This window comes from Streptomyces synnematoformans (genome assembly GCF_039531005.1).
Classification (GTDB): Bacteria; Actinomycetota; Actinomycetes; order Streptomycetales; family Streptomycetaceae; genus Streptomyces; species Streptomyces synnematoformans.
This window is the reverse complement of sequence record NZ_BAAAPF010000114.1, coordinates 1-20382: the sequence shown is the minus strand read 5'-3', so window position 1 is coordinate 20382 and position 20382 is coordinate 1. Positions and strand designations below refer to the sequence as shown.

Here is a 20382-nt window from a genome sequence, read left to right as displayed (position 1 = left end):
CTTCGGCGGGCTTCTCGGCCTCCGGGGCGGCTTCGAGGATGACGTGTGCGTTGGTGCCGCTGATCCCGAAGGAGGAGACCGCCGCGCGCCGCGGCTCACCCGTCTCCGGCCACTCCTGGCCCTCGGTCAGCAGGGAGACGGCGCCTGCGTTCCAGTCGACGTGGCTGGAGGGCTCATCCACATGCAACGTTGGTGGCAGGTGGCCGTGGCGGATGGCCTGGACCATCTTGATGACACCGGCGACACCGGCGGCGGCCTGGGTGTGGCCGATGTTGGACTTCACCGCCCCCAGCCACAACGGCCGCTCTGAGTCGTGTGCCTGGCCGTAGGTGGCCAGCAGCGCCTGCGCTTCGATCGGGTCGCCCAGCGTGGTGCCCGTCCCGTGCGCCTCGACCGCATCGACCTGACCGGCACTCAACCGCGCACTGGCCAGCGCCTGCTCGATCACCCGCTGCTGCGACGGCCCGTTCGGCGCCGTCAGCCCATTCGAGGCGCCGTCCTGGTTGACCGCCGAACCCCGCAGCACCGCCAGGACCTCGTGCCCGTTGCGCACCGCGTCCGACAGCCGCTCCAGCAGCACGAACCCGACACCCTCACCCCAGCCCGTACCATCCGCAGCCTCCGCAAACGGCTTACACCGCCCATCCGGCGCCAGGCCGCGCTGACGCGAGAACTCCACGAACACACCCGGCGTGGCCATCACCGTCACACCACCGGCAAGGGCCAGATCACACTCACCGTTACGCAACGCCTGCCCGGCCAGATGCATACTCACCAACGACGACGAACACGCCGTATCAACCGTCACCGCCGGACCCTCAAGCCCGAACGTATACGCCACCCGACCCGACGCCACACTCGCCGCACCACCATTACCCAAAAACCCGTCGAACCCCGGTGGCAGCCGGTCCATGAGCCGGGCGACGTAGTCGCTGTACATGACCCCGGCGAAGACACCGGTCCTGCTGCCCCGCAGGCTGTGCGGGTCCAGGTCCGCGCGCTCGAACGCCTCCCAGGCGGCCTCCAGCAGCAGCCGCTGCTGCGGATCCGTGGCCGTGGCCTCCCGCGGGCTGATCTCGAAAAACGCAGCGTCGAACGCGGCCGCGTCATGCAGGAAGCCGCCCTCGCGGGCATAGCTCGTACCGGACCGGTCGGGGTCGGCGTCGAAGAGCCCGTCCAGCTCCCAGCCGCGGTTCAGCGGGAACCCGCCGATGGCGTCCGTGCCGTCGGCGACCAGCCGCCACAGGTCCTCCGGCGAACGCACCCCGCCCGGGTACCGGCAGGCCATCGAAACGATCGCAATCGGCTCCCGGTCCCCGGTCTCGAGGACGGACAGCCGCTGCTGGGCCTCATGCAGCTCGGCGGTGACCCACTTGAGGTACTCGACGAGCTTCTCTTCCTTGGACATCCGCTCTCGTTCCCGTTGTGACGAAAGGCGAAGGCGCACTTTCGGGGAGTGTCGGCACGACGGCTAAAGGGGTCCCTAAGAATCTCCGAAGCCCCGGAAGACGCCGGCCCGTGTGCTCACCTGAACCTCGCGGCGTCCGCGGCCTCGGCCGCGTCGTGCAGCGACATGTCCGTCCGGCCGCTGATGACCCGCATGTCGTGGATGAGGCCGTCGTCGCCGATCCGCATGACGGCGATCAGCGAGATGCGCACGAACTTGCCCTGCGGCACGCCCTCCGGGCGCAGCTCGGCGGTGATGGGCAGGGCGACGTGCTCGCGGTCCAGGCCGGCGACCGGGGTGCCGGGGGTCTCGTGCACGCCGTACGCCACCAGCCGGGCGATGTGGGCGCGGTACGCGGCGCGGTCGGCGAAGGTCTTGTCGCCGACGGGGTCCTCGACGTGGAGCGGGTCGGCGAAGAGGGCGAGGACGCCGTCGACGTCGCCCTCGCCGATCCGCCGGCAGTACTCCAGAGCGACTCGTTTACGTGCGTCCTCGTCCAGCATCTGTGCTCCTTCACGACGGCGGTGCGGGCCTGTCCGCGCCCGGAAGAGCATGTTCGGCGCAGCGGCCAAAGCCCCGCCAAAGCCCTTGGCGCTGGACTAGTTCGGACCAAGGCGGTCTTTAGACGGCGCTCCTAGGTTCGAACTTCGTCAGATGTGGATTCCGCGGCCGTCTCGGTCGGCGCCCGATCGCAGAAAGGGATTGCCGTTGTGAAGTCGTCACTGTGGCAGGACTTGCGGATGCTGGGAAACCTCTTCCTGGTCCGTACGACCTCCGACCCCCAGAAGAAGACAGCACGCCTGTACGAGATGTACCCGCCGGACCGGCTGGTCGTCGAGGACACGAACTACTACAACCTCGGCTACTGGGAGCCCGGTTGCACGAAGCTCGACGAGGCGGCGCAGGCCCTCGCCGACCAGGTGGCCGAGACCGCCGCGTTCAAGCCGGACGACACCGTTCTGGACGTCGGCTTCGGCTACGGCGACCAGGACTTCCACTGGATCGACACGTACGGGCCGAGCAAGATCATCGGCATCAACATCACCAAGGTGCACATCCGGATCGCCACCGACCGCGCGCGGGAGCGCGGGCTGCTGGACCGGATCGACTTCCGCGAGGGGTCGGCGACCGCGATCCCGCTGCCGGACAACAGCGTCGACAAGGTGGTGGCCCTGGAGTCGGCCTTCCACTTCGACACCCGCGCGGACTTCTTCGCCGAGGCCTACCGCGTGCTGCGCCCGGGCGGCGTGCTGGTGACCGCCGACATCATCCCGATGGAGGGCGGCAAGCCCAAGGACGACATCCGGTCGCACGCCATCAAGTGGATCCGGATCATGATCGACGACGCCAACTGGTACCCGCGGAAGCGGTACGGCGAGATCATGGAGTCCAAGGGCTTCGAGGGCGTCGAGGTGCGGACGATCCGCGAGGCGGTCTACGAGCCGTGGCGTGAGTACCATGTGCGCCGACTCCAGGACCCGACGTTCAAGACCCGGTCCAGCAAGCTCTTCTACAAGATGGTGGCCGTCGCCCACCGCGACCAGGACCTGCTTGCCGAAGAGCTGAAGTCGCTCGACTACGTGCTGGGCGTGGCCCGCAAGCCGGTCACGCCGTAGCCGACGGGCGCGGGGCGGCCCGCCGGCCCGCCGCCGTCCGTCCGCAGCCGCCCGCCCTCCCGCAGGCCCTCCGCCCGCGGGAGGGCGCGGCCCGGTCCGGCGAACCCGGTCCGCCGCGGCGGCCGCCCCCCGAACCCACCGCCGCTCCGCCGGTACGTACCCGCCGCGCGGCCCCTGCCCGCAGGCGCCGCCGGCGCCGTCCCCATGAAGGCGTTCGATGGCCAGCAGCAACGAGGAAAAGCTCCGCGACTATCTCAAGGCGGTCACCGCCGATCTGCGCCATACCCGGCAGCGGCTCCAGTCGCTGGAGGAGCGCGACCACGAGCCGATCGCGGTGATCGGGATGGCCTGCCGCTACCCCGGCGGCGCGGTGTCGCCCGACGCGCTGTGGGAGCTGGTGTCGGCGGGCGGGGACGCCATCGGCGAGTTCCCGGCCGACCGGGGCTGGGACCTGGACACGGTCTTCGACGCGGACCCGGACCGGGCGGGGGCCAGCTACACCCGCCGCGGCGGCTTCCTCTACGACCTTCCGGAGTTCGACGCCGGACTGTTCGGGGTGTCGCCGCGGGAGGCAGCGGCGATGGACCCGCAGCAGCGGCTGCTGCTGGAGCTGGCCTGGGAGGCGCTGGAACGGGCGGGCATCGCGGCCGACGGGCTCCGCGGCTCCGCCACCGGCGTGTTCGCGGGCACCTCGGCGGCCGACTACGGGCCGCGGCTGCACGAGGCGAGCGACGGCGCCGAGGGCCACGTGCTGACCGGGACCACGCCGAGCGTCGCCTCCGGGCGGGTCGCGTACACGCTCGGCCTGGAGGGCCCGGCGCTGACGGTGGACACGGCGTGTTCGTCCTCGCTGGTCGCGGTGCACCTGGCCACGCGCGCGCTGCGCGCCGGGGAGTGCACGATGGCGCTGGCGTGCGGGGCGACGGTGATGTCGACACCGGGCATGTTCGTGGAGTTCTCACGGCAGCGCGGGCTGGCGTCGGACGGGCGCTGCAAGTCGTTCTCGGAGGACGCCGACGGCACCGGCTGGGCCGAGGGGGCGGGCGTGCTGGTGCTGGAGCGGCTGTCCGACGCCCGGGCCGCCGGGCACCCGGTGCTCGCGGTGATCCGCGGCAGCGCCGTCAACCAGGACGGCGCCTCCAACGGCCTCACCGCGCCCAGCGGCCCCGCGCAGCGGCGCGTCATCGAGCAGGCCCTCGCCGACGCCCGGCTCACCGCGCGGCAGGTCGACGCCGTCGAGGCACACGGCACCGGCACGTCGCTGGGCGACCCGATCGAGGCGCAGGCCCTGCTGGCGACGTACGGCCGCGAGCACACCGCGGAGCAGCCGCTGTGGCTGGGCTCGGTGAAGTCCAACATCGGCCACACCCAGACCGCCGCCGGCGTGGCCGGGATCATCAAGATGGTGCAGGCCATGCGGTACGGGCGGCTGCCGCGGACGCTGCACGCCGAGACGCCGTCACGGCACGTCGACTGGGACTCGGGCGGCGTCGCGCTGCTCGCAGAGGAGGTCGCCTGGCCGGAGTCGGACCGGCCGCGGCGGGCGGCGGTCTCCGCGTTCGGCATCAGCGGCACCAACGCGCACGTCGTCCTGGAACAGGCACCGCCCGCCCCGGAGCCGGAGGAGCCCGCCGGCGGGTCGGGGTCGGCGCGTACCGCGCTGTGGCCGCTGTCGGCCCGCACCGGCGAGGCGCTGCGGGCCCGGGCCGCGGAGCTGGCCGAGGCGGTGCGCACCGACCCGGCGCCCGGGGTCGCGGACGTCGGCTGGTCGCTGGCGACGACGCGGGCGGCGTTCGAGGAGCGGGCCGTGGTGCTGGGCGGGGACGCCGCCGAGCTGGCCGAGGGTCTGACGGCGCTGGCGGCGGACCGCGGCTCTCCGCGGGTGGTGCGCGGTGGCGCGGTGTCCGGCGCGGCCCGCCCGGTGTTCGTCTTCTCCGGGCAGGGCGCGCAGTGGCCGGGGATGGCCGTCGGGCTGTGGGACTCCGAGCCGGTGTTCGCCGCGTCGATGGAGCGCTGCGCCGCGGCGCTCGCCCCGTACACCGGCTACGCGCTGCGCGAGAAGCTGACGGCGCCCGCGGCGGACCCCTCCTGGGAGCGCGACGACGTCGTGCAGCCGCTGCTGTGGGCGGTGATGGTCTCGCTGGCCGAGCTGTGGCGGCACCACGGCGTGACGCCGGCCGCCGTCGTGGGCCACTCGCAGGGCGAGTTCGCGGCGGCGGTGGTCGCCGGGGGGCTGTCGCTGGAGGACGGCGCCCGGCTGGTCGCCGTGCGCAGCCGGGTGGTGCACGCGCTGTCCGGCCACGGCTCGATGGCGTCGGTGTCGCTGCCCGTCGCGGAGGTGGAGAAGCAGCTCGCGGAGGGCGACAGCGACGTCTGTGTCGCGGCCGTCAACGGGCCGTCGGCCACGGTGGTCGCGGGCGTCGACGCAGACGTGCGGGCCTTCATGCGCGACTGCGAGGCGCGGGGCGTGCGGACGCGGACCGTGCCCATCGCGTACGCCTCGCACTCACGGCTCGTCGAGCCGGTGCGCGAGGAGATGCTGCGCGAGCTGGCGGCCATCACGCCGCGGGCCGGTGCGGTGCCGTTCTACTCGACGGTCACGGGCGAGCCGATGCCCACCGAGTCGCTGGACGCCGCCTACTGGTACCGCAACCTGCGCTCCCCCGTACTCTTCGCGCAGACCGCGGAGCGGCTGATCGACGCGGGCCACACCGTGTTCCTGGAGATGGGCCCGCACCCGGTGCTGGTGCCCGCGATCGAGCAGGTCCTCGACGCGGCGGAGGCCGAGGGGCGGGCGCTGGGCACGCTGCGCCGCGGCGAGGACGGCGAGCCGCGCTTCAAGCAGGCGCTGGCGGAGGCGTACGCCGCCGGTGCGGTGCCGGACTGGCAGGTGCTCTTCCCCGGCGCCCGGACGGTGCCGCTGCCCACGTACCCCTTCCAGCGCCGCCGGTACTGGCTCGCCGACCGCGACGACCGCGCCCCGCGTGCGGCCGCCGGCCACGGCGGGACGGACGAGTCGTTCTGGGCGCTGGTCGAGCAGGCCGACACCGAGGCGCTGCGCCGGGAACTGCCGGACGTCGGCGAGGAGTCGCTGCGCGAGGTGGTGCCGGCGCTGCGTCGCTGGCGCACCCGGACCCGTACGGACGCGGCGCTGGCCGGGCACCGCTACGAGATCGGCTGGCGCCCGGCCGCAGAGCGGCGGACGCCGGGGCCGGACGGGCACTGGCTGCTGGTGACCCGCGCGCGGGCGGAAGGCCGGCTCGCGGCCTGGGCCGACGCGGCGGGCGCCGCGCTCGGTGCCCGCGGGGCCCGGGTGACCGTGGTCGAGCTGGACGAGCGGGCGGCTGACGACCGCGCGGACGTCGCACGGCGCGTGTCGGCCGCGCTGGCCGGCGAGGCGGTCGACGGGGTGCTGTCGCTGCTGGCGCTGGACGAGCGTCCGCACCCCGGGCACCCGGCGCTGCCGTCCGGGGTGGCGGGGCTGCTGGGGCTCGTGCAGGCGCTGGTGGAGCTGGGTGTCGCCGCGCCCGTGTGGTCGCTGACGTGCGCCGCGGTGAGCGCCCTGGACGACGATCTGCCGGCCCACCCGGTGCAGGCGCAGACCTGGGGCCTGGGCCGGGTGGTGGCGCTGGAGCAGCCGCAGCTGTGGGGCGGCCTGGTCGACCTCCCGGACCGGCCCGGCGAGGAGGACTGGCCGCGGGTGTGCGGAGTGCTCGCGGGCGGGGCCGGCGACGAGGACCAGGTGGCGATCCGGCCCGGCGGAATGCGGGTACGGCGGCTGCTGCCCGCCCCGGCGCCCGCGGGCGGCCCGGCGTGGCGGCCGGGCGGCACCGTCGTGGTCACCGGGGGCTCCGGCTCGCTGGCGCCGCACCTCGCACGCTGGCTGGCCGGCGGCGGCGCGGAGCACATCGTGCTCGCCAGCCGCCGCGGGCCCGACGCGCCCGGCCACGCCGCGCTGGCCGAGGAGTTGGGCGGGCGGGGCGTGCGGGTGACGGCGCTGTCCTGCGACCTGACCGACCGTGACTCCGTACGCGCCCTGCTGGAGCGGGCCGCGGAGCCGGGCCGGCCGGTGCGTGCGGTGGTGCACGCCGCGACCGCGACCCGCCTGGAGCCGCTGGCCGGCGCCTCGCCCGCCGGGGTGGCGGACGTACTGGCGGCGAAGGCGCTCGGCGCGGTCCACCTCGCCGAGTCGCTGGCCGCGGACGACGACGCCGAGCTGGTGTTCTTCTCCTCCATCGCGGCCGTCTGGGGCAGCGGCGAGCACGGCGCGTACGCGGCGGCGAACGCCTTCCTGGACGCGTACGCGGAGCAACTGCGCGGGCGGGGCCGGAAGGTGACGTCGGTGGCCTTCGGCGCGTGGCGCAGCGAGCAGCTGCCCGAGGAGCTGGACGAGGCGCAGCTGGAGCGGCAGGGGCTGCCGCTGCTGGACCCGGATGTCGCGCTCACCGGCCTCGGCCGGGAACTGGCCGCGGACGGCGGCCGGCCGGTGACGCTGGTCGACGTCGACTGGGAGACGTTCGCCCCGGTCTTCGCCTCGGCGCGGCCCCGGCCGCTGCTGGACGAGATCCCCGCCGCCCGTGCCGCGCTGCGGCGTACGGCGGCGGACGGTGTGGGCGCGGCGGACGCGGACGCCGACGCGGGGCGGCTGCAGCGGCTGGCGCAGGTGCCCGAGGCGGCCCGCGCCCGCGAGGTGTTGGACATCGTGACCGCCGAGGTGTCCGCGGTGCTGGGCCACGGCCCGGCCGACCGGCCCGTGCCGGGGCGGACGTTCAAGGAGCTGGGTCTGGACTCGCTGACCGCGGTGGCGCTGCGCAACCGGCTGCGCGCGGCGACCGGCCTCCCGCTGCCGGTGACGCTCGTCTTCGACCACCCCAGCCCGCAGGCCCTGGCCCGCTTTCTGACCGGCCAGCTGGGCGCGGCCGGCGGGCAGGCGGCGCCCGGCTCCGTCGCCGAGGCGCTGGAGCGGATGGCCGAGGCGCTGGACGCCGAGCCCGTCGGGGGTGCCGAACGCGCGGCCGTACGCGACCGGCTGCAGGCGCTCGCCGACGCGCTGGCCGGCGGCGGTGCGGCGGCGGCGGACGGCAGGCGCGAGGACGACGAGGCGGGGCTCGACGAGGCCAGCACCGACGACCTGCTGAAGATCATCGACGACGAGTTCGGTCCGGCGGAGTCGGGCCCGACGGCATCGACAACCGGCTGACCAGCGCCGGAGCGGCGCACGAGAGGAGCAGTTCCGGCCATGGCCGAGGAAGACAAGCTGCGCGACTACCTCAAACGGCTCACCGTCGACCTGCGCCGGACCACGCGCAGGCTGCGGGAGGTGGAGGAGGAGCGCCGGGAGCCGGTCGCGGTCGTCGGCATGGCCTGCCGCTTCCCCGGCGGTGTGCGGACCCCCGAGGAGCTGTGGGGGCTGCTCGCGGACGGCCGGGACGCCGTCTCCGCCATGCCGGCGAACCGGGACTGGCACCTGGACGACCACTTCGACCCGGAGGACCGCGGCCGTCCGGGCACCTCGTACGTGCGCGAGGGCGGCTTCCTGGACGACGTCGCCGGCTTCGACGCGGCCTTCTTCGGCATCTCGCCGCGCGAGGCGCTGGCCATGGACCCGCAGCAGCGGCTGCTGCTGGAGCTGGCGTGGGAGAGCGTGGAGCGGGCCGGGATCGACGCGCACGCGCTGCGCGGCTCCCGCACCGGCGTGTTCGTGGGCAGCAACCCCACCGAGTACGGCGGCCTGCTGGGTGACGCCGCGGCGCAGGTGGGCGGGCACCTGCTCACCGGCACGGTCCTCAGCGTGCTGTCCGGCCGCCTCGCGTACACCCTCGGCCTTGAGGGCCCGGCGCTGAGCGTGGACACCGCGTGCTCCACGTCGCTGACCGCGGTGCACCTCGCGGTGCAGGCGCTGCGCCGCGGCGAGTGCACGATGGCGCTGGCCGGCGGGGCGACGGTGTTCTCCACGGTGGGGCCGTTCACCGAGATGAGCCGGCAGCGGGTGCTGGCCGCCGACGGGCGCTGCAAGGCGTTCGGCGCGGGCGCCGACGGCATGGGCATGTCCGAGGGCGGGGGCGTGGTGCTGCTGGAGCCGCTGAGCGCGGCCCGCCGCAACGGCCACCGCGTGCTGGCCGTGATCCGCGGCAGCGCCGTCAACTCCGACGGCTCCTCCAACGGGCTGACGGCGCCGAGCCGGCAGGCGCAGGAGAAGGTGATCCGCGCGGCCCTCGCCGACGCGGGCCTCGGTGCCGCCGACGTCGACGCGGTCGAGGCGCACGGAACGGGCACGGAGCTGGGCGACCCGATCGAGGCGCAGGCGCTGCTGGAGGTCTACGGGCGCGGCCGGGCCGCGGCCGGGGCGCCGCTGTACCTCGGCTCGGTCAAGTCGAACATCGGGCACAGCCAGGCCGCCGCGGGCGTGGCCGGGCTGATGAAGCTGGTACTGGCGCTGGAGCACGGGCGGTTGCCCCGTACGCTGCACGCGGACACGCCCAGCCCGCACGTCGACTGGGACCCGGCCACCCTCGCCCTGCTGGACGAGGCGCTGCCGTGGCGCGACGGGGACCGTACGCGCCGGGCCGCGGTGTCGGCCTTCGGGATCAGCGGCACCAACGCGCACGTGATCGTGGAGCAGCCCCCGGCGGACGAGCAGGAGCCGGAGGTGCCCGCGCCGTCCGGCGGCACCGCCCGGCCCTGGCTGGTCTCCGCCGCCACCGCCGACGGGCTGCGCGCACAGGCGGCCCGGCTGGCCGACCACGTCCGCGCCCGCCCGGAACTGGCCGCCGACGCGGTCGGCAACGCGCTGGCGACGTCCCGGGCGACGCTCGGGCACCGCGCGGTGCTTCTCGGCGCCGACCGCGGGGAGCTGCGCGGGCGGCTCGACGCCCTCGCCCGCGGCGACGCCGCCACCGGGCTGGTCACCGGCGTGCCGCAGACCGGGCGCCTGGCGCTGATGTTCTCCGGGCAGGGCAGCCAGCGCCCCGGCATGGGCCGCGAGCTGTACGAGGCGTTCCCGGTGTTCGCCGAGGCGCTGGACGAGGTGTGCGCGGCGCTCGACGCGCACCTCGACGTCCCCGTACGCGACGTGATGTTCGCCGCGGCCGGCACCGAGCGGGCGGCGCTGCTGGACCACACGCTCTACACCCAGCCCGCGTTGTTCGCCGTGCACACCGCGCTGGCCCGGCTGCTGCGGTCGTGGGGCGTGCGTCCCGACCACCTCATCGGCCACTCCGTGGGCGAGTTGTCGGCCGCGCACGTGGCGGGGGTGCTGCCGCTCGGCGTCGCCGCCGACATGGTCGCCACCCGGGCGACGCTGATGCACTCGCTCCCCGAGGGCACCGGCATGCTCGCCGTGCGGTCCGGTCCGGAGCCGCTGGCCGGGCAGCTGGAGCGGCACCCGGGCGTGGAGATCGCCGCGTACAACTCCCCCGCCGCGACCACGCTGGCCGGGCCGCTCGACGTGCTGGACGAGCTGGCGCGGGAGCTGGCCGACGCCGGCGTCCGCGCCCGGCGGCTGCAGGTGGCGCACGCGTTCCACACCGCGCACACCGAGCCGGTCCTCGACGCCTTCGCACGCCACCTGACGGATCTCTTCGACCGCCACGCCCTGGGCGAGGCGGAGGTTCCCGTCATCTCCAACGTCACGGGTCTGCCCGCGACGGACCGTCAGCACCACGACCCCGCGTACTGGGCCGAGCACATCCGCCGCCCCGTCCGCTTCCACCAGGGCATCGCCGGCCTCGCCGGCACGGGCACGACGACGTATCTGGAGCTGGGCCCCGACGCCGGCCTCAGCACCCTCGCGCAGGCGGTGCTCGACGACGCGGACCCGGCGCAGCCGGACGGCGAACCGGCCGTGGTCACCTCGGTGCTGCGCCGCGCCCACCCCGAGGTCCCCGCCCTGCTCACCGCGGTCGCCCGGCTGCACGTGCACGGCACGGACGTGGACTGGCGCCCGCTCCACCCCGGCGGCCGGCCGGTCGCGCTGCCGACGTACGCGTTCCAGCGGCGCCCTTACTGGCTGCGGCCGGCACGTCCGGCCGCCGGTCAGCCGGGCGTACGGGCCACCCGGCACCCGCTGCTCGGCGCGGTGCTGGAGACGGCCGACGCCGAGCGGCCGGGGGCGGTGTTCACCGGCCGGATCAGCGCGCGTACGCCCGGCTGGCTGCCGGACCACGTGCTCGGCGAGACCGTGGTGCTGCCGGGCACGGGCGCGGTGGAGATCGCGCTGTGCGCGGCGCGGCACGTCGGCTGCGCGCGCGTCGAGGAGCTGACGCTGCGCCGCCCGGTGGTGCTGCCCGCGGAGGGCGCGCTCCAGCTCCAGGTCGCCGTGGACGCCCCCGGCGCCGACGGCCGCCGGGCCCTCTCCCTCTTCGCCCGCCCCGAGCCGGACGCGGACGACGACGACGCGGACCTCACCGGGGACGCCGCGTGGACGCTGCACGCGACGGGCGTGATCGCGCCCGACGCGGGGGCGGCTCCCGGTGCCTGGGACGGCGCGGCCTGGCCGCCGGCGGAGGAGCCGGCCGCGGTCGTGGACGACCTGTACGACCGGCTGCACGAGCGGGGGATGCGCTTCGGCCCGGCCTTCCGCTCACTGCGCGCGGTGTGGCGCGCGGGTGGACACCTGTACGCCGACCTGGCGCTGCCCGAGGCGCAGCACACAGATCTTGAGGAGTACGGCGTCCACCCCGCGCTGCTCGACGCCGCGCTGCACACGGTCGCGCTGCTGGACGAGGCGGGGACGGAGCTGCGGCTGCCGTTCGCCTGGGCCGGCGTGCGGCTGCTGGCGCGGCCCGGCGCGGCGGCGCTGCGCGCCCGGGTGACGCCCACCGGCCCGGAGACCGTCGCGCTGGACCTCGCCGACGCCGCGGGCACGCCCGTGCTGCGGGTGGACGAGGTGGCGCTGCGCCCGGTGCCGGCCGACAGCCTCGCCGCGGTGTCCGCCGACCCGCTGTACGGGGTCGGGTGGCGGCGGCTCGACGCGGCGCCGGAGGCCGCGGACGGCCCGGAGGTGCGGGAGACGGACCTCGACGCGTTCGCCGGGGTGCTGGAGTCCGCGGACGCCCTTTCCGAGCGGCCCGGCGTGGTCGCCGTACGGTGCCCCGCCGCGGCCGGCGGGGACGCCGGCGCGTCGGCGGAGCGGGCGCGTACGGCCGTCACCCGGGTGCTGGCCGCCGTGCAGCGGTGGCTGTCCGACGACCGGTTCGCCGACGGCAGGCTCGCCGTGGTCACCCGCGGCGCGGTCGGCGCGGGTGCGGACGAGGACGTTCCCGCGCTGGAGTCCGCCCCGGTGTGGGGGCTGCTGCGCTCGGCCCAGTCGGAACACCCGGACCGGATCGTGCTGGTCGACGACGCCCCGGACGGGCAGTCGGCGCTCGGCGTCGCGGACGCGGTACGGGCCGCGCTGGCGGCCGGCGAACCGCAGGTGGCGGTCCGCGGCGGCGACCTCCTCGTCCCGAGGCTGACCCGGCTCGCGCCGGAGGGCGCCGCGGTGCTCGACCCCGAGGGCACCGTCCTGGTCACCGGCGCGAGCGGCACGCTCGGCGGTCAGGTCGCCGCGCACCTGGTCACGGCCCACGGCGTACGCCGCCTGCTCCTCGTCAGCCGCCGCGGGCAGGACGCTCCCGGCGCGGCGGAGCTGCGCGCCGAACTCACCGGCCTGGGCGCCGAGGTGACCTTCGCCGCCTGCGACGTCGCCGACGCGGACGCCGTCGCCGAGACGCTGGGCGGGATCCCGTCGGGGCACCCGCTCACCGCCGTGGTGCACGCGGCAGGCGTGCTGGAGGACGCGACCGTGGGCGAGCTGACGCCCGCCCAGCTCGACGCCGTGCTGCGGCCGAAGGTGGACGGCGCCTGGCACCTGCACCGGCTCACCGCGGACCTGCCGCAGGTGGCGTTCGTGCTGTTCTCGTCGTTCGCGTCGGTGGTCGGCACCCCCGGCCAGGCCAACTACGCCGCCGCGAACAGCTTCCTGGACGCGCTCGCCCAGCACCGCCGCGCCCGCGGGCTGCCCGCCGTCAGCCTCGCCTGGGGCCTGTGGGAGCAGGGCGGCATGGGCGAGAGCCTGGACCGGGCCGCCCGGGCGCGCATCGCCCGCGCCGGCGTACGCGCCATGCCCGCGGGCCTGCGCCTCGCGCTGCCCGGCGCCGCGCTGGGCAGTCCCGTGGCGCTGGCCGCCCCCGTGGTCCTCGACCGTCCGGCGCTGCGCGCGCAGTCCCGCGCCGGGACGCTGCCCGCCGTACTCCGCGCGCAGGCACCGGCACCCGCCGCCCCCGCCGAGGACACCGCCGCGGCCCCGGCCGGCGCCGACCCGCTCTCCGGGCTCGCCGCGCTCGGCCGCGCCGAGCAGGACCGCACGCTGCTGGCGCTCGTACGCAGCACCGCCGCGCTCGCGCTCGGCCTGCCCGAGGGCGAGCCGGTGAGCCCCGGGCAGACCTTCCGCGACCTCGGCTTCGACTCGCTCACCGCGGTAGAGATGCGCAACCGGCTCAGCGCCGCCACCGGTCGCCGGCTGCCCGCCACCGCCGTCTTCGACCACCCCACGCCCCAGGCGCTCGCCGACCACTTGCGCGCGGAGCTGCTGGAGTCCGCCGGGGCCGCCGCCCCGGCCGTGCCGGCGGCCGTCCCCCGCGCGGCCGACGACGACGATCCGATCGCCGTCGTGGCCATGTCCTGCCGCTACCCCGGCGGCGTGGACTCCCCCGCCGACCTGTGGAACATGCTCAGCCGCGGCGCCGAGGGCACCAGCACGTTCCCCGAGAACCGCGGCTGGGACATCGACGCGCTCTTCGACCCGAGCGGGGAGCGCCCCGGCACCACGTACACGCGCTCCGGCTCCTTCCTGCACGACGCCGACCGGTTCGACGCCGAGTTCTTCGGGATCTCACCGCGCGAGGCGGCCTCGATGGACCCGCAGCAGCGGCTGCTGCTGGAGCTGTGCTGGGAGGCCGTCGAGGGCGCCGGCATCCCCGCCGACCACCTGCGCGGCTCCTCGACCGGCGTGTTCGCGGGGATCATGTACAGCGACTACGGCGGCCGGCTGCTGCTGCGCACCCCGGCGGAGTACGAGGGGTACGTCGGCAACGGCAGCGCGCCGAGCGTGGCGTCGGGGCGGATCGCGTTCACCTTCGGCTTCGAGGGGCCCGCGCTGACCGTCGACACGGCCTGCTCGTCGTCGCTGGTCGCGCTGCACCTCGCGGCGCAGTCCCTCCGCAACGGCGAGTGCACGCTGGCACTGGCCGGCGGCGCGACCGTGATGTCGACGCCGGCGGTCTTCGTGGAGTTCTCGCGGCAGCGCGGCCTCGCCCCCGACGGCCGCTGCAAGTCGTTCTCGGACTCCGCCGACGGTACGGGCTGGGGCGAGGGCGCCGGCGTGCTGCTGCTGGAGCGGCTGTCGGACGCCGAGCGCAACGGGCACGAGGTGCTCGCGGTGCTCCGCGGCTCCGCCGTCAATCAGGACGGCGCCTCCAACGGCCTCACCGCGCCCAACGGCCCCGCGCAGCAGCGGGTCATCCGGCAGGCCCTGGCCAACGCCCGGTTGACCGGCGCCGAGGTGGACGCCGTCGAGGCGCACGGCACCGGCACGACGCTCGGCGACCCGATCGAGGCGCAGGCACTGCTGGCCACCTACGGGCGCGAACACTCGGCGGAGCGCCCGCTGTGGCTGGGCTCCGTGAAGTCGAACCTGGGCCACACGCAGGCCGCGGCCGGTGTCGCCGGGGTCATCAAGATGATCCAGGCGATGAGGCACGGGACGCTGCCCCGCACGCTGCACGTCGACGAGCCGTCGCAGCACGTCGAGTGGGACGAGGGGGTCGTCTCGCTGCTGACCGAGCAGCGGGACTGGCCGTCCGCCGGGGCCGCCCGGCCGCGGCGGGCGGCCGTGTCCGCGTTCGGGATCAGCGGGACGAACGCGCACGTCATCCTGGAGGAGGCGCCGGCCGTTGCGCAGGAGGCGGCGGACGAGGCGCCGCGGCCGTCCAGCACCCCGCTGCCCTGGCTGGTCTCCGGCGCAACGCCGGAGGGCCTGAGCGCCCAGGCCGCCCGGCTGGCCGAGCGGGTCCAGGCGCGGCCGGAGCTGAGCGCGCCGGACGTGGCGTGGTCACTGGCCTCCCGGCGCACCGCCCTGCCGTACCGAGCCGCCGTCCTCGGCCGCGACCGTGCGGAACTCCTCGACGGCCTGCGCGCGGTGGCCGAGAACCGGACCGCGCCCGGCGTGATCCGTACCCGGAGCGAGCCGAAGCCCGGCGGCCTGGTGTTCATGTACTCGGGCCAGGGCAGCCAACGCCCCGGCATGGGCCGCGAACTGTACGGCGTGCTGCCCGAGTTCACCGAGGCGCTGGACGAGGTCTGCGCGGCGCTCGACGCGCACCTCGACCTCCCCGTACGCGACGTGATGTTCGCCGACGCGGCCGACGACGGGTCCGCGCTGCTCCATCAGACCCTCTACACCCAGACCGGCCTGTTCGCCCTGCACACGGCGCTCACCCGCCAGCTGCAGGCGTGGAGCGTGCAGCCCGATCACCTGATCGGCCACTCCATCGGCGAGGTGACCGCCGCGCACGTCGCCGGCGTGCTGTCCCTGACCGACGCGGCCCGGCTCGTCACGGCCCGCGCGCGGCTGATGAACGAACTCCCCCACGGCACAGGTGGCATGCTCGCCGCCCAGGCCGGGCCGGAGGCCCTGGCCGAGCACCTGGAGCGGCACAGGCGGGCGGAGATCGCCGCGTACAACTCCCCCGCGGCGACGGTGCTCGCCGGGCCGGTGGACGCCCTGGCCGCGCTCGCCGAGGAGTTGGGCGCGGCCGGGATCCGCACCCGCGGGCTGCAGGTGAGCCACGCCTTCCACTCCGCCCAGATGGACCCCGTGCTGGCCGAGTTCACGAACACCGCGGCCCAGCTCACGTACCGTGCGCCCGAGCTTCCGGTGGTGTCGAACCTCACCGGTGCCGCGGCCGCGGCCGAGCAGCTGACCGACGCCGCGTACTGGGCCGAACACGTCCGCCGCCCGGTCCGCTTCCACCAGGGGGTGGCGCACCTCGCCGACGAGGGCGCCACGGCCTTCCTGGAGATCGGCCCCGGCGCCACCCTGACCGCCCTGACCCGGGCGATCCTGCCGACCGAGGACGCCGCCGCGGTGGTCCCGGCGCTGCGCCCGGCCCGCAGGGCCAAGGACGGCGAGGCGCCGGCGACGGCCCCGGCCGACGAGCCCACCGCGCTGCTGCACGCCATGGGCGAGCTGCACGCGCACGGCGCCGGCCCGCGGTGGACGGACGTGCTGCCCCGCGGGCACACGGTCGAGCTGCCCACATACGCCTTCCAGCGCCGCCGCTACTGGATCGACCCGGCCGAGCCCGCCGCCACGGCCCCGGCGGAGTCCGGCCTGCACTACCGCACGTCCTGGGCGCGTCTGCCCCGGGGCGGCGCCTCCGCGCTGGACGGCGTCTGGCTGCTCGCGGTGCCGTCCGACGGACGGGCCGGCGGGTGGACGGAGTTCTGCGCCGCCGCGCTCGCGGACGCCGGGGCGCAGGTCGCCACCGTCGAGATCGCCGCGGGCGCGGAGCGTGCGGCGCTCGCCGAGCAGCTCACCCGCCGGAGCGCGGAGGCCGGGCAGCCGCGGGGGATCCTGTCGCTGCTGGCCGTACGCGCCGACACCCCCGGCACGGCCGGCGCCGCGGACCCGGCCGCCCCCGACGACGTACCGGAGGAGCTGACCGCGACCGTCCTCCTCACCCAGGCGCTCGGCGACGCAGGCGTGACCGCTCCGCTGTGGGCCGCCACCCGCCAGGCCGTGTCCGTGGGCGACGAGGATCCGCTCCAGAACCCCGAATCCGCCCTGGTGTGGGGCTTCGGCCGGGCGGCGGCGCTCGAAGAGCCGGCGCGCTGGGGCGGGCTGATCGACCTGCCGAGCACGCCCGCCGACCTCGGCGCGCGCGAGCGCGCGGAGCTGACCGGGCTGCTCGCCGCCACACCGGACGGCCCCGGCGGCGCATCGGCGGAGGACCAGATCGCGCTACGGGCCGACGGGCCGCGGGCGCGGCGGCTCCGGCGTACGACGCCCGCCCGCAGGTCCGACGCGACGTGGCCGCCCCGCGGCACCGTCCTCGTCGCCGGCGGCGTCGGCGGCGTCGCCCCCCACGCCGCCCGCTGGCTGGCCGCGAACGGCGCCGAGCACCTGCTCCTCGTCAGCCGCCGCGGCCCGGCGGCGCCCGCCGCCGACGAGCTGCGCGCCGAGCTGACGGCGGCCGGCGCCGCCGTGACGATCGCCGCCTGCGACGTCACCGACCGGGCGGCCCTCGCCGCGCTGCTGGCCGACGTACCCGAGGAGACCCCGCTGACCGCCGTGCTGCACGCGGCGGGCGTCAGCGTGGACCGCGAGCTGGCGGACCTGGACGCCAAGCACTTCGCCGAGGTCCTCGGCCCCAAGTCCCTCGCCGCCCGCCACCTGCACGAGCTGACGCAGGACGCGGACGGCCGCAGCCGGCTCAGCGCCTTCGTGCTGTTCTCGTCGACCGCCGGCGTGTGGGGCAGCGGAGCGCAGGGCGCCTACGCCGCGGGCAACGCCTACCTCGACGCGCTCGCCGAGCACCGCCGCGCCCGCGGCCTCCCCGCCACCGCGGTGGCCTGGGGCGCGTGGCGCGGCGAGGGCATGGCGGGAGCCGAGGAGAACGCCCGGCGCCTCCTGCGCCGCGGCATCCGCGGTCTCGACCCGGACGCCGCGGTGGCGGCCCTGGCCGAGGCCGTACGGGGAGACGAGGCTCCGGTGACGATCGCCGACATCGACTGGTCGGCCTTCACCCTCGCGTTCACGTCGCGCCGCCACAGCCCGCTGCTGGACGAACTGCCGGAAGCGCGCGCGGCCACGGGTGCGCGGGAGGCGGAGGAGCCGGCGGCCGCGGGCGCCGACGCCGCCGCAGAGCTGCGGTCGCTGCTGGCGGGCCGTACGCGCGAAGAGCAGGAGCGCGAGTTGCTGGACCTGGTGCGTACCGAGGTCGCGGGCGTGCTCGGGCACGCGTCGGCCGACAGCGTACGGCCCGGGAAGCCCTTCAACGACCTGGGCTTCGACTCGCTCACCGCCGTCGAGCTGCGCAACCGCGTCAACGCCCGGACCGGGCTGCGGCTGCCGACGACCGTCATCTTCGACTACCCGTCGCCGGACGCCCTCGCCGGCTGCCTCCGCGACGAACTCGGCGGCCCCGACGCCGCCGGCCAGTCGCTGCTCGCCGACCTGGCGCGGCTCGACGGGGCGCTGGACGCGGCGCTCGCGGACGAGGAGGTGCGGCTGCGGGCCGGAGAACGGCTGCGGACGATGCTCCAGCGGCTCGACGGATCCGCGTCGGGCGCGTCGTACGGGGCGGACAACGGCCACGCGGCGGGCGGTGGCCACCACGGCGGCGACGCCGACGGCGGCGAGCCGGACAGCGATCTGGAGTCCGCGTCCGTCGACGACCTTCTCGACATCATCCAGACGGAGTTCGGCAAGTCATGACGCTCCCCGCCTCCACTCCCCCGCCCATGAACCACCCGGTACCGCCCCGCGCCTCGACAAGGAGCCTGCGCTGATGAAGAACGAGCAGAAGGTTCTGGACAACCTGAAGTGGGTGACCGCGGAACTCCGCCAGGCCCGCCGGCGCCTCAGCGAGGTCGAGTCGAAGTCCGCGGAGCCCATCGCCGTCGTCTCCATGGCCTGCCGCTACCCCGGTGGCGTGGCCTCGCCGGAGGACCTGTGGCGGATGGTGGCCGAGGGCCGCGACGGGGTCGTGGAGCTGCCGGGCGACCGCGGCTGGGCGGAGGACCTGTACGACCCGGACCCGGCGGCGAGCGGCAAGAGCTACACGCGGATGGGCGCCTTCCTGGAGGGGGCCGACCAGTTCGACGCGGAGCTGTTCGGCATCTCGCCGCGTGAGGCGCTGGCCATGGACCCGCAGCAGCGGCTGCTGCTGGAGACGGCCTGGGAGACGTTCGAGCGGGCGGGCCTGGACCCGGCCGGGGTGAAGGGCGACCGGACGGGCGTCTTCGCCGGGCTCAACTCCCAGGACTACCTGCTGCGCCTCTACCGCGCCACCGGCGACCTGGAAGGCTACGCCGCAACCGGCAGCGCCGGCAGCGTGGCGTCCGGCCGGGTGGCGTACACCTTCGGCCTTGAGGGCCCGGCGGTGACGGTGGACACGGCGTGCTCGTCGTCGCTGGTCGCGCTGCACCTGGCGATCCAGGCGCTGCGGAACAGCGAGTGCGACAGCGCGCTGGCGGGCGGCGCCACGATCATGACCAGCCCGTCCGCCTTCACGGTCTTCTCCCGCCAGCGCGGCCTGGCCGCCGACGGCCGCTGCAAGGCGTTCGCCGACGCGGCGGACGGCACGGCCTGGGGCGAGGGCGTCGGCCTGGTGCTGCTGGAGCGGCTGTCGGACGCCCGGCGCAACGGGCACCAGGTGCTGGCGGTGGTGCGGGGCTCGGCAATCAACCAGGACGGCGCCTCGAACGGTCTCACGGCGCCGAACGGCCCGTCGCAGCGCCGCGTCATCGAGCAGGCCCTGGCCAACGCCCGGTTGACCGGCGCCGAGGTGGACGCCGTCGAGGCGCACGGCACGGGTACGACGCTGGGCGACCCGATCGAGGCGCAGGCGCTGCTGGCCACGTACGGGCGCGAGCACTCGGCGGAACGGCCGCTGTGGCTGGGATCGGTGAAGTCGAACGTCGGGCACACGCAGGCCGCGGCCGGTGTGGCGGGTGTCATCAAGATGGTCGAGGCCATGCGGCACGGGGTGCTGCCCCCGACGCTCCACGTGGACAGGCCGACCAGCCACGTGGACTGGGAGTCGGGCGCGGTCGCGCTGCTGACGGAGACGCAGGAGTGGCCGGAGGCGGGCCGGCCGCGGCGTGCGGCGGTGTCGTCGTTCGGCATGAGCGGCACGAACGCGCACCTGATCCTGGAAGCCGCGCCGGCTGCGGCACAGGACGAGGCGGAGACGGGCGACGGAGAGACGTCGCCGGAGGCGGTGGCGGACACGGAGGCGGCCGAGGCCGGACCGTCTCTGCCGGTGCCGGTGGTGGTTTCGGCGCGTTCGGCGGCGGCGTTGGCGCAGTCGGCGGAGCGGCTGGCGGCGTACGTCGAGGAGCACCCGCAGGTCGGGGTGGGTGCGCTTGCGGCGCGGTTGTGGTCCGGGCGGGCGAAGATGGAACACCGCGCGGGCATCGTCACCGCCGACCGCGAGGAGCTGCGCGAGGCGCTGACCGCGCTGGCCACCGGAGCCGCCCACCCGGCGCTCGTGACCGGCCCGGGGCCGGTGGCGGCGGGCAAGACCGCGTTCGTCTTCCCCGGCCAGGGCTCGC

The 20382-nt window shown here is 76.0% G+C and carries 6 protein-coding genes; 4 read left to right on the top strand and 2 right to left on the bottom strand.

The features are described 5' to 3' along the window. Both ABD317_RS18035 and ABD317_RS18030 read right to left on the bottom strand, forming a co-directional pair. The coding region (locus ABD317_RS18035; RefSeq protein WP_344290993.1) for a type I polyketide synthase at positions 1-1408 on the bottom strand (1408 nt) is incomplete at its 3' end. 116 nt (positions 1409-1524) lie between these two features. Beyond that, entirely contained in the window at positions 1525-1950 is a 426-nt protein-coding gene (locus tag ABD317_RS18030; RefSeq protein WP_027756738.1) for a nuclear transport factor 2 family protein, read from the bottom strand. Positions 1951-2157: 207 nt separating this feature from the next. On the opposite strand from ABD317_RS18030, the gene ABD317_RS18025 reads away from it, so the two are divergent. The 4 genes from ABD317_RS18025 to ABD317_RS18010 all read left to right on the top strand — a co-directional run. Further along, complete coding sequence (locus ABD317_RS18025) at positions 2158-3063, top strand: SAM-dependent methyltransferase (RefSeq protein WP_234020230.1); 906 nt, start codon at positions 2158-2160, stop codon at positions 3061-3063. Between the two features lie 217 nt (positions 3064-3280). Continuing rightward, positions 3281-8263, top strand: a complete 4983-nt coding sequence (locus ABD317_RS18020; protein ID WP_344290992.1) for a type I polyketide synthase — start codon at positions 3281-3283, stop codon at positions 8261-8263. A gap of 39 nt (positions 8264-8302) precedes the next feature. Beyond that, the gene (locus ABD317_RS18015; protein WP_344290991.1) at positions 8303-18541 is read left to right on the top strand and encodes a type I polyketide synthase; all 10239 of its coding nucleotides are present in this window, start codon (positions 8303-8305) and stop codon (positions 18539-18541) included. Positions 18542-18614: 73 nt separating this feature from the next. Then, on the top strand, positions 18615-20382 hold a 1768-nt coding region (locus tag ABD317_RS18010), incomplete at its 3' end, for a type I polyketide synthase (protein WP_344290990.1).

Coding starts and splice junctions, on each gene's coding strand:
- ABD317_RS18030 (WP_027756738.1), bottom strand. CDS start 1,950: ATGCTGGACGAGGACGCACGTAAACGAGTCGCTCTGGAGTACTGCCGG.
- ABD317_RS18020 (WP_344290992.1), top strand. CDS start 3,281: ATGGCCAGCAGCAACGAGGAAAAGCTCCGCGACTATCTCAAGGCGGTC.
- ABD317_RS18015 (WP_344290991.1), top strand. CDS start 8,303: ATGGCCGAGGAAGACAAGCTGCGCGACTACCTCAAACGGCTCACCGTC.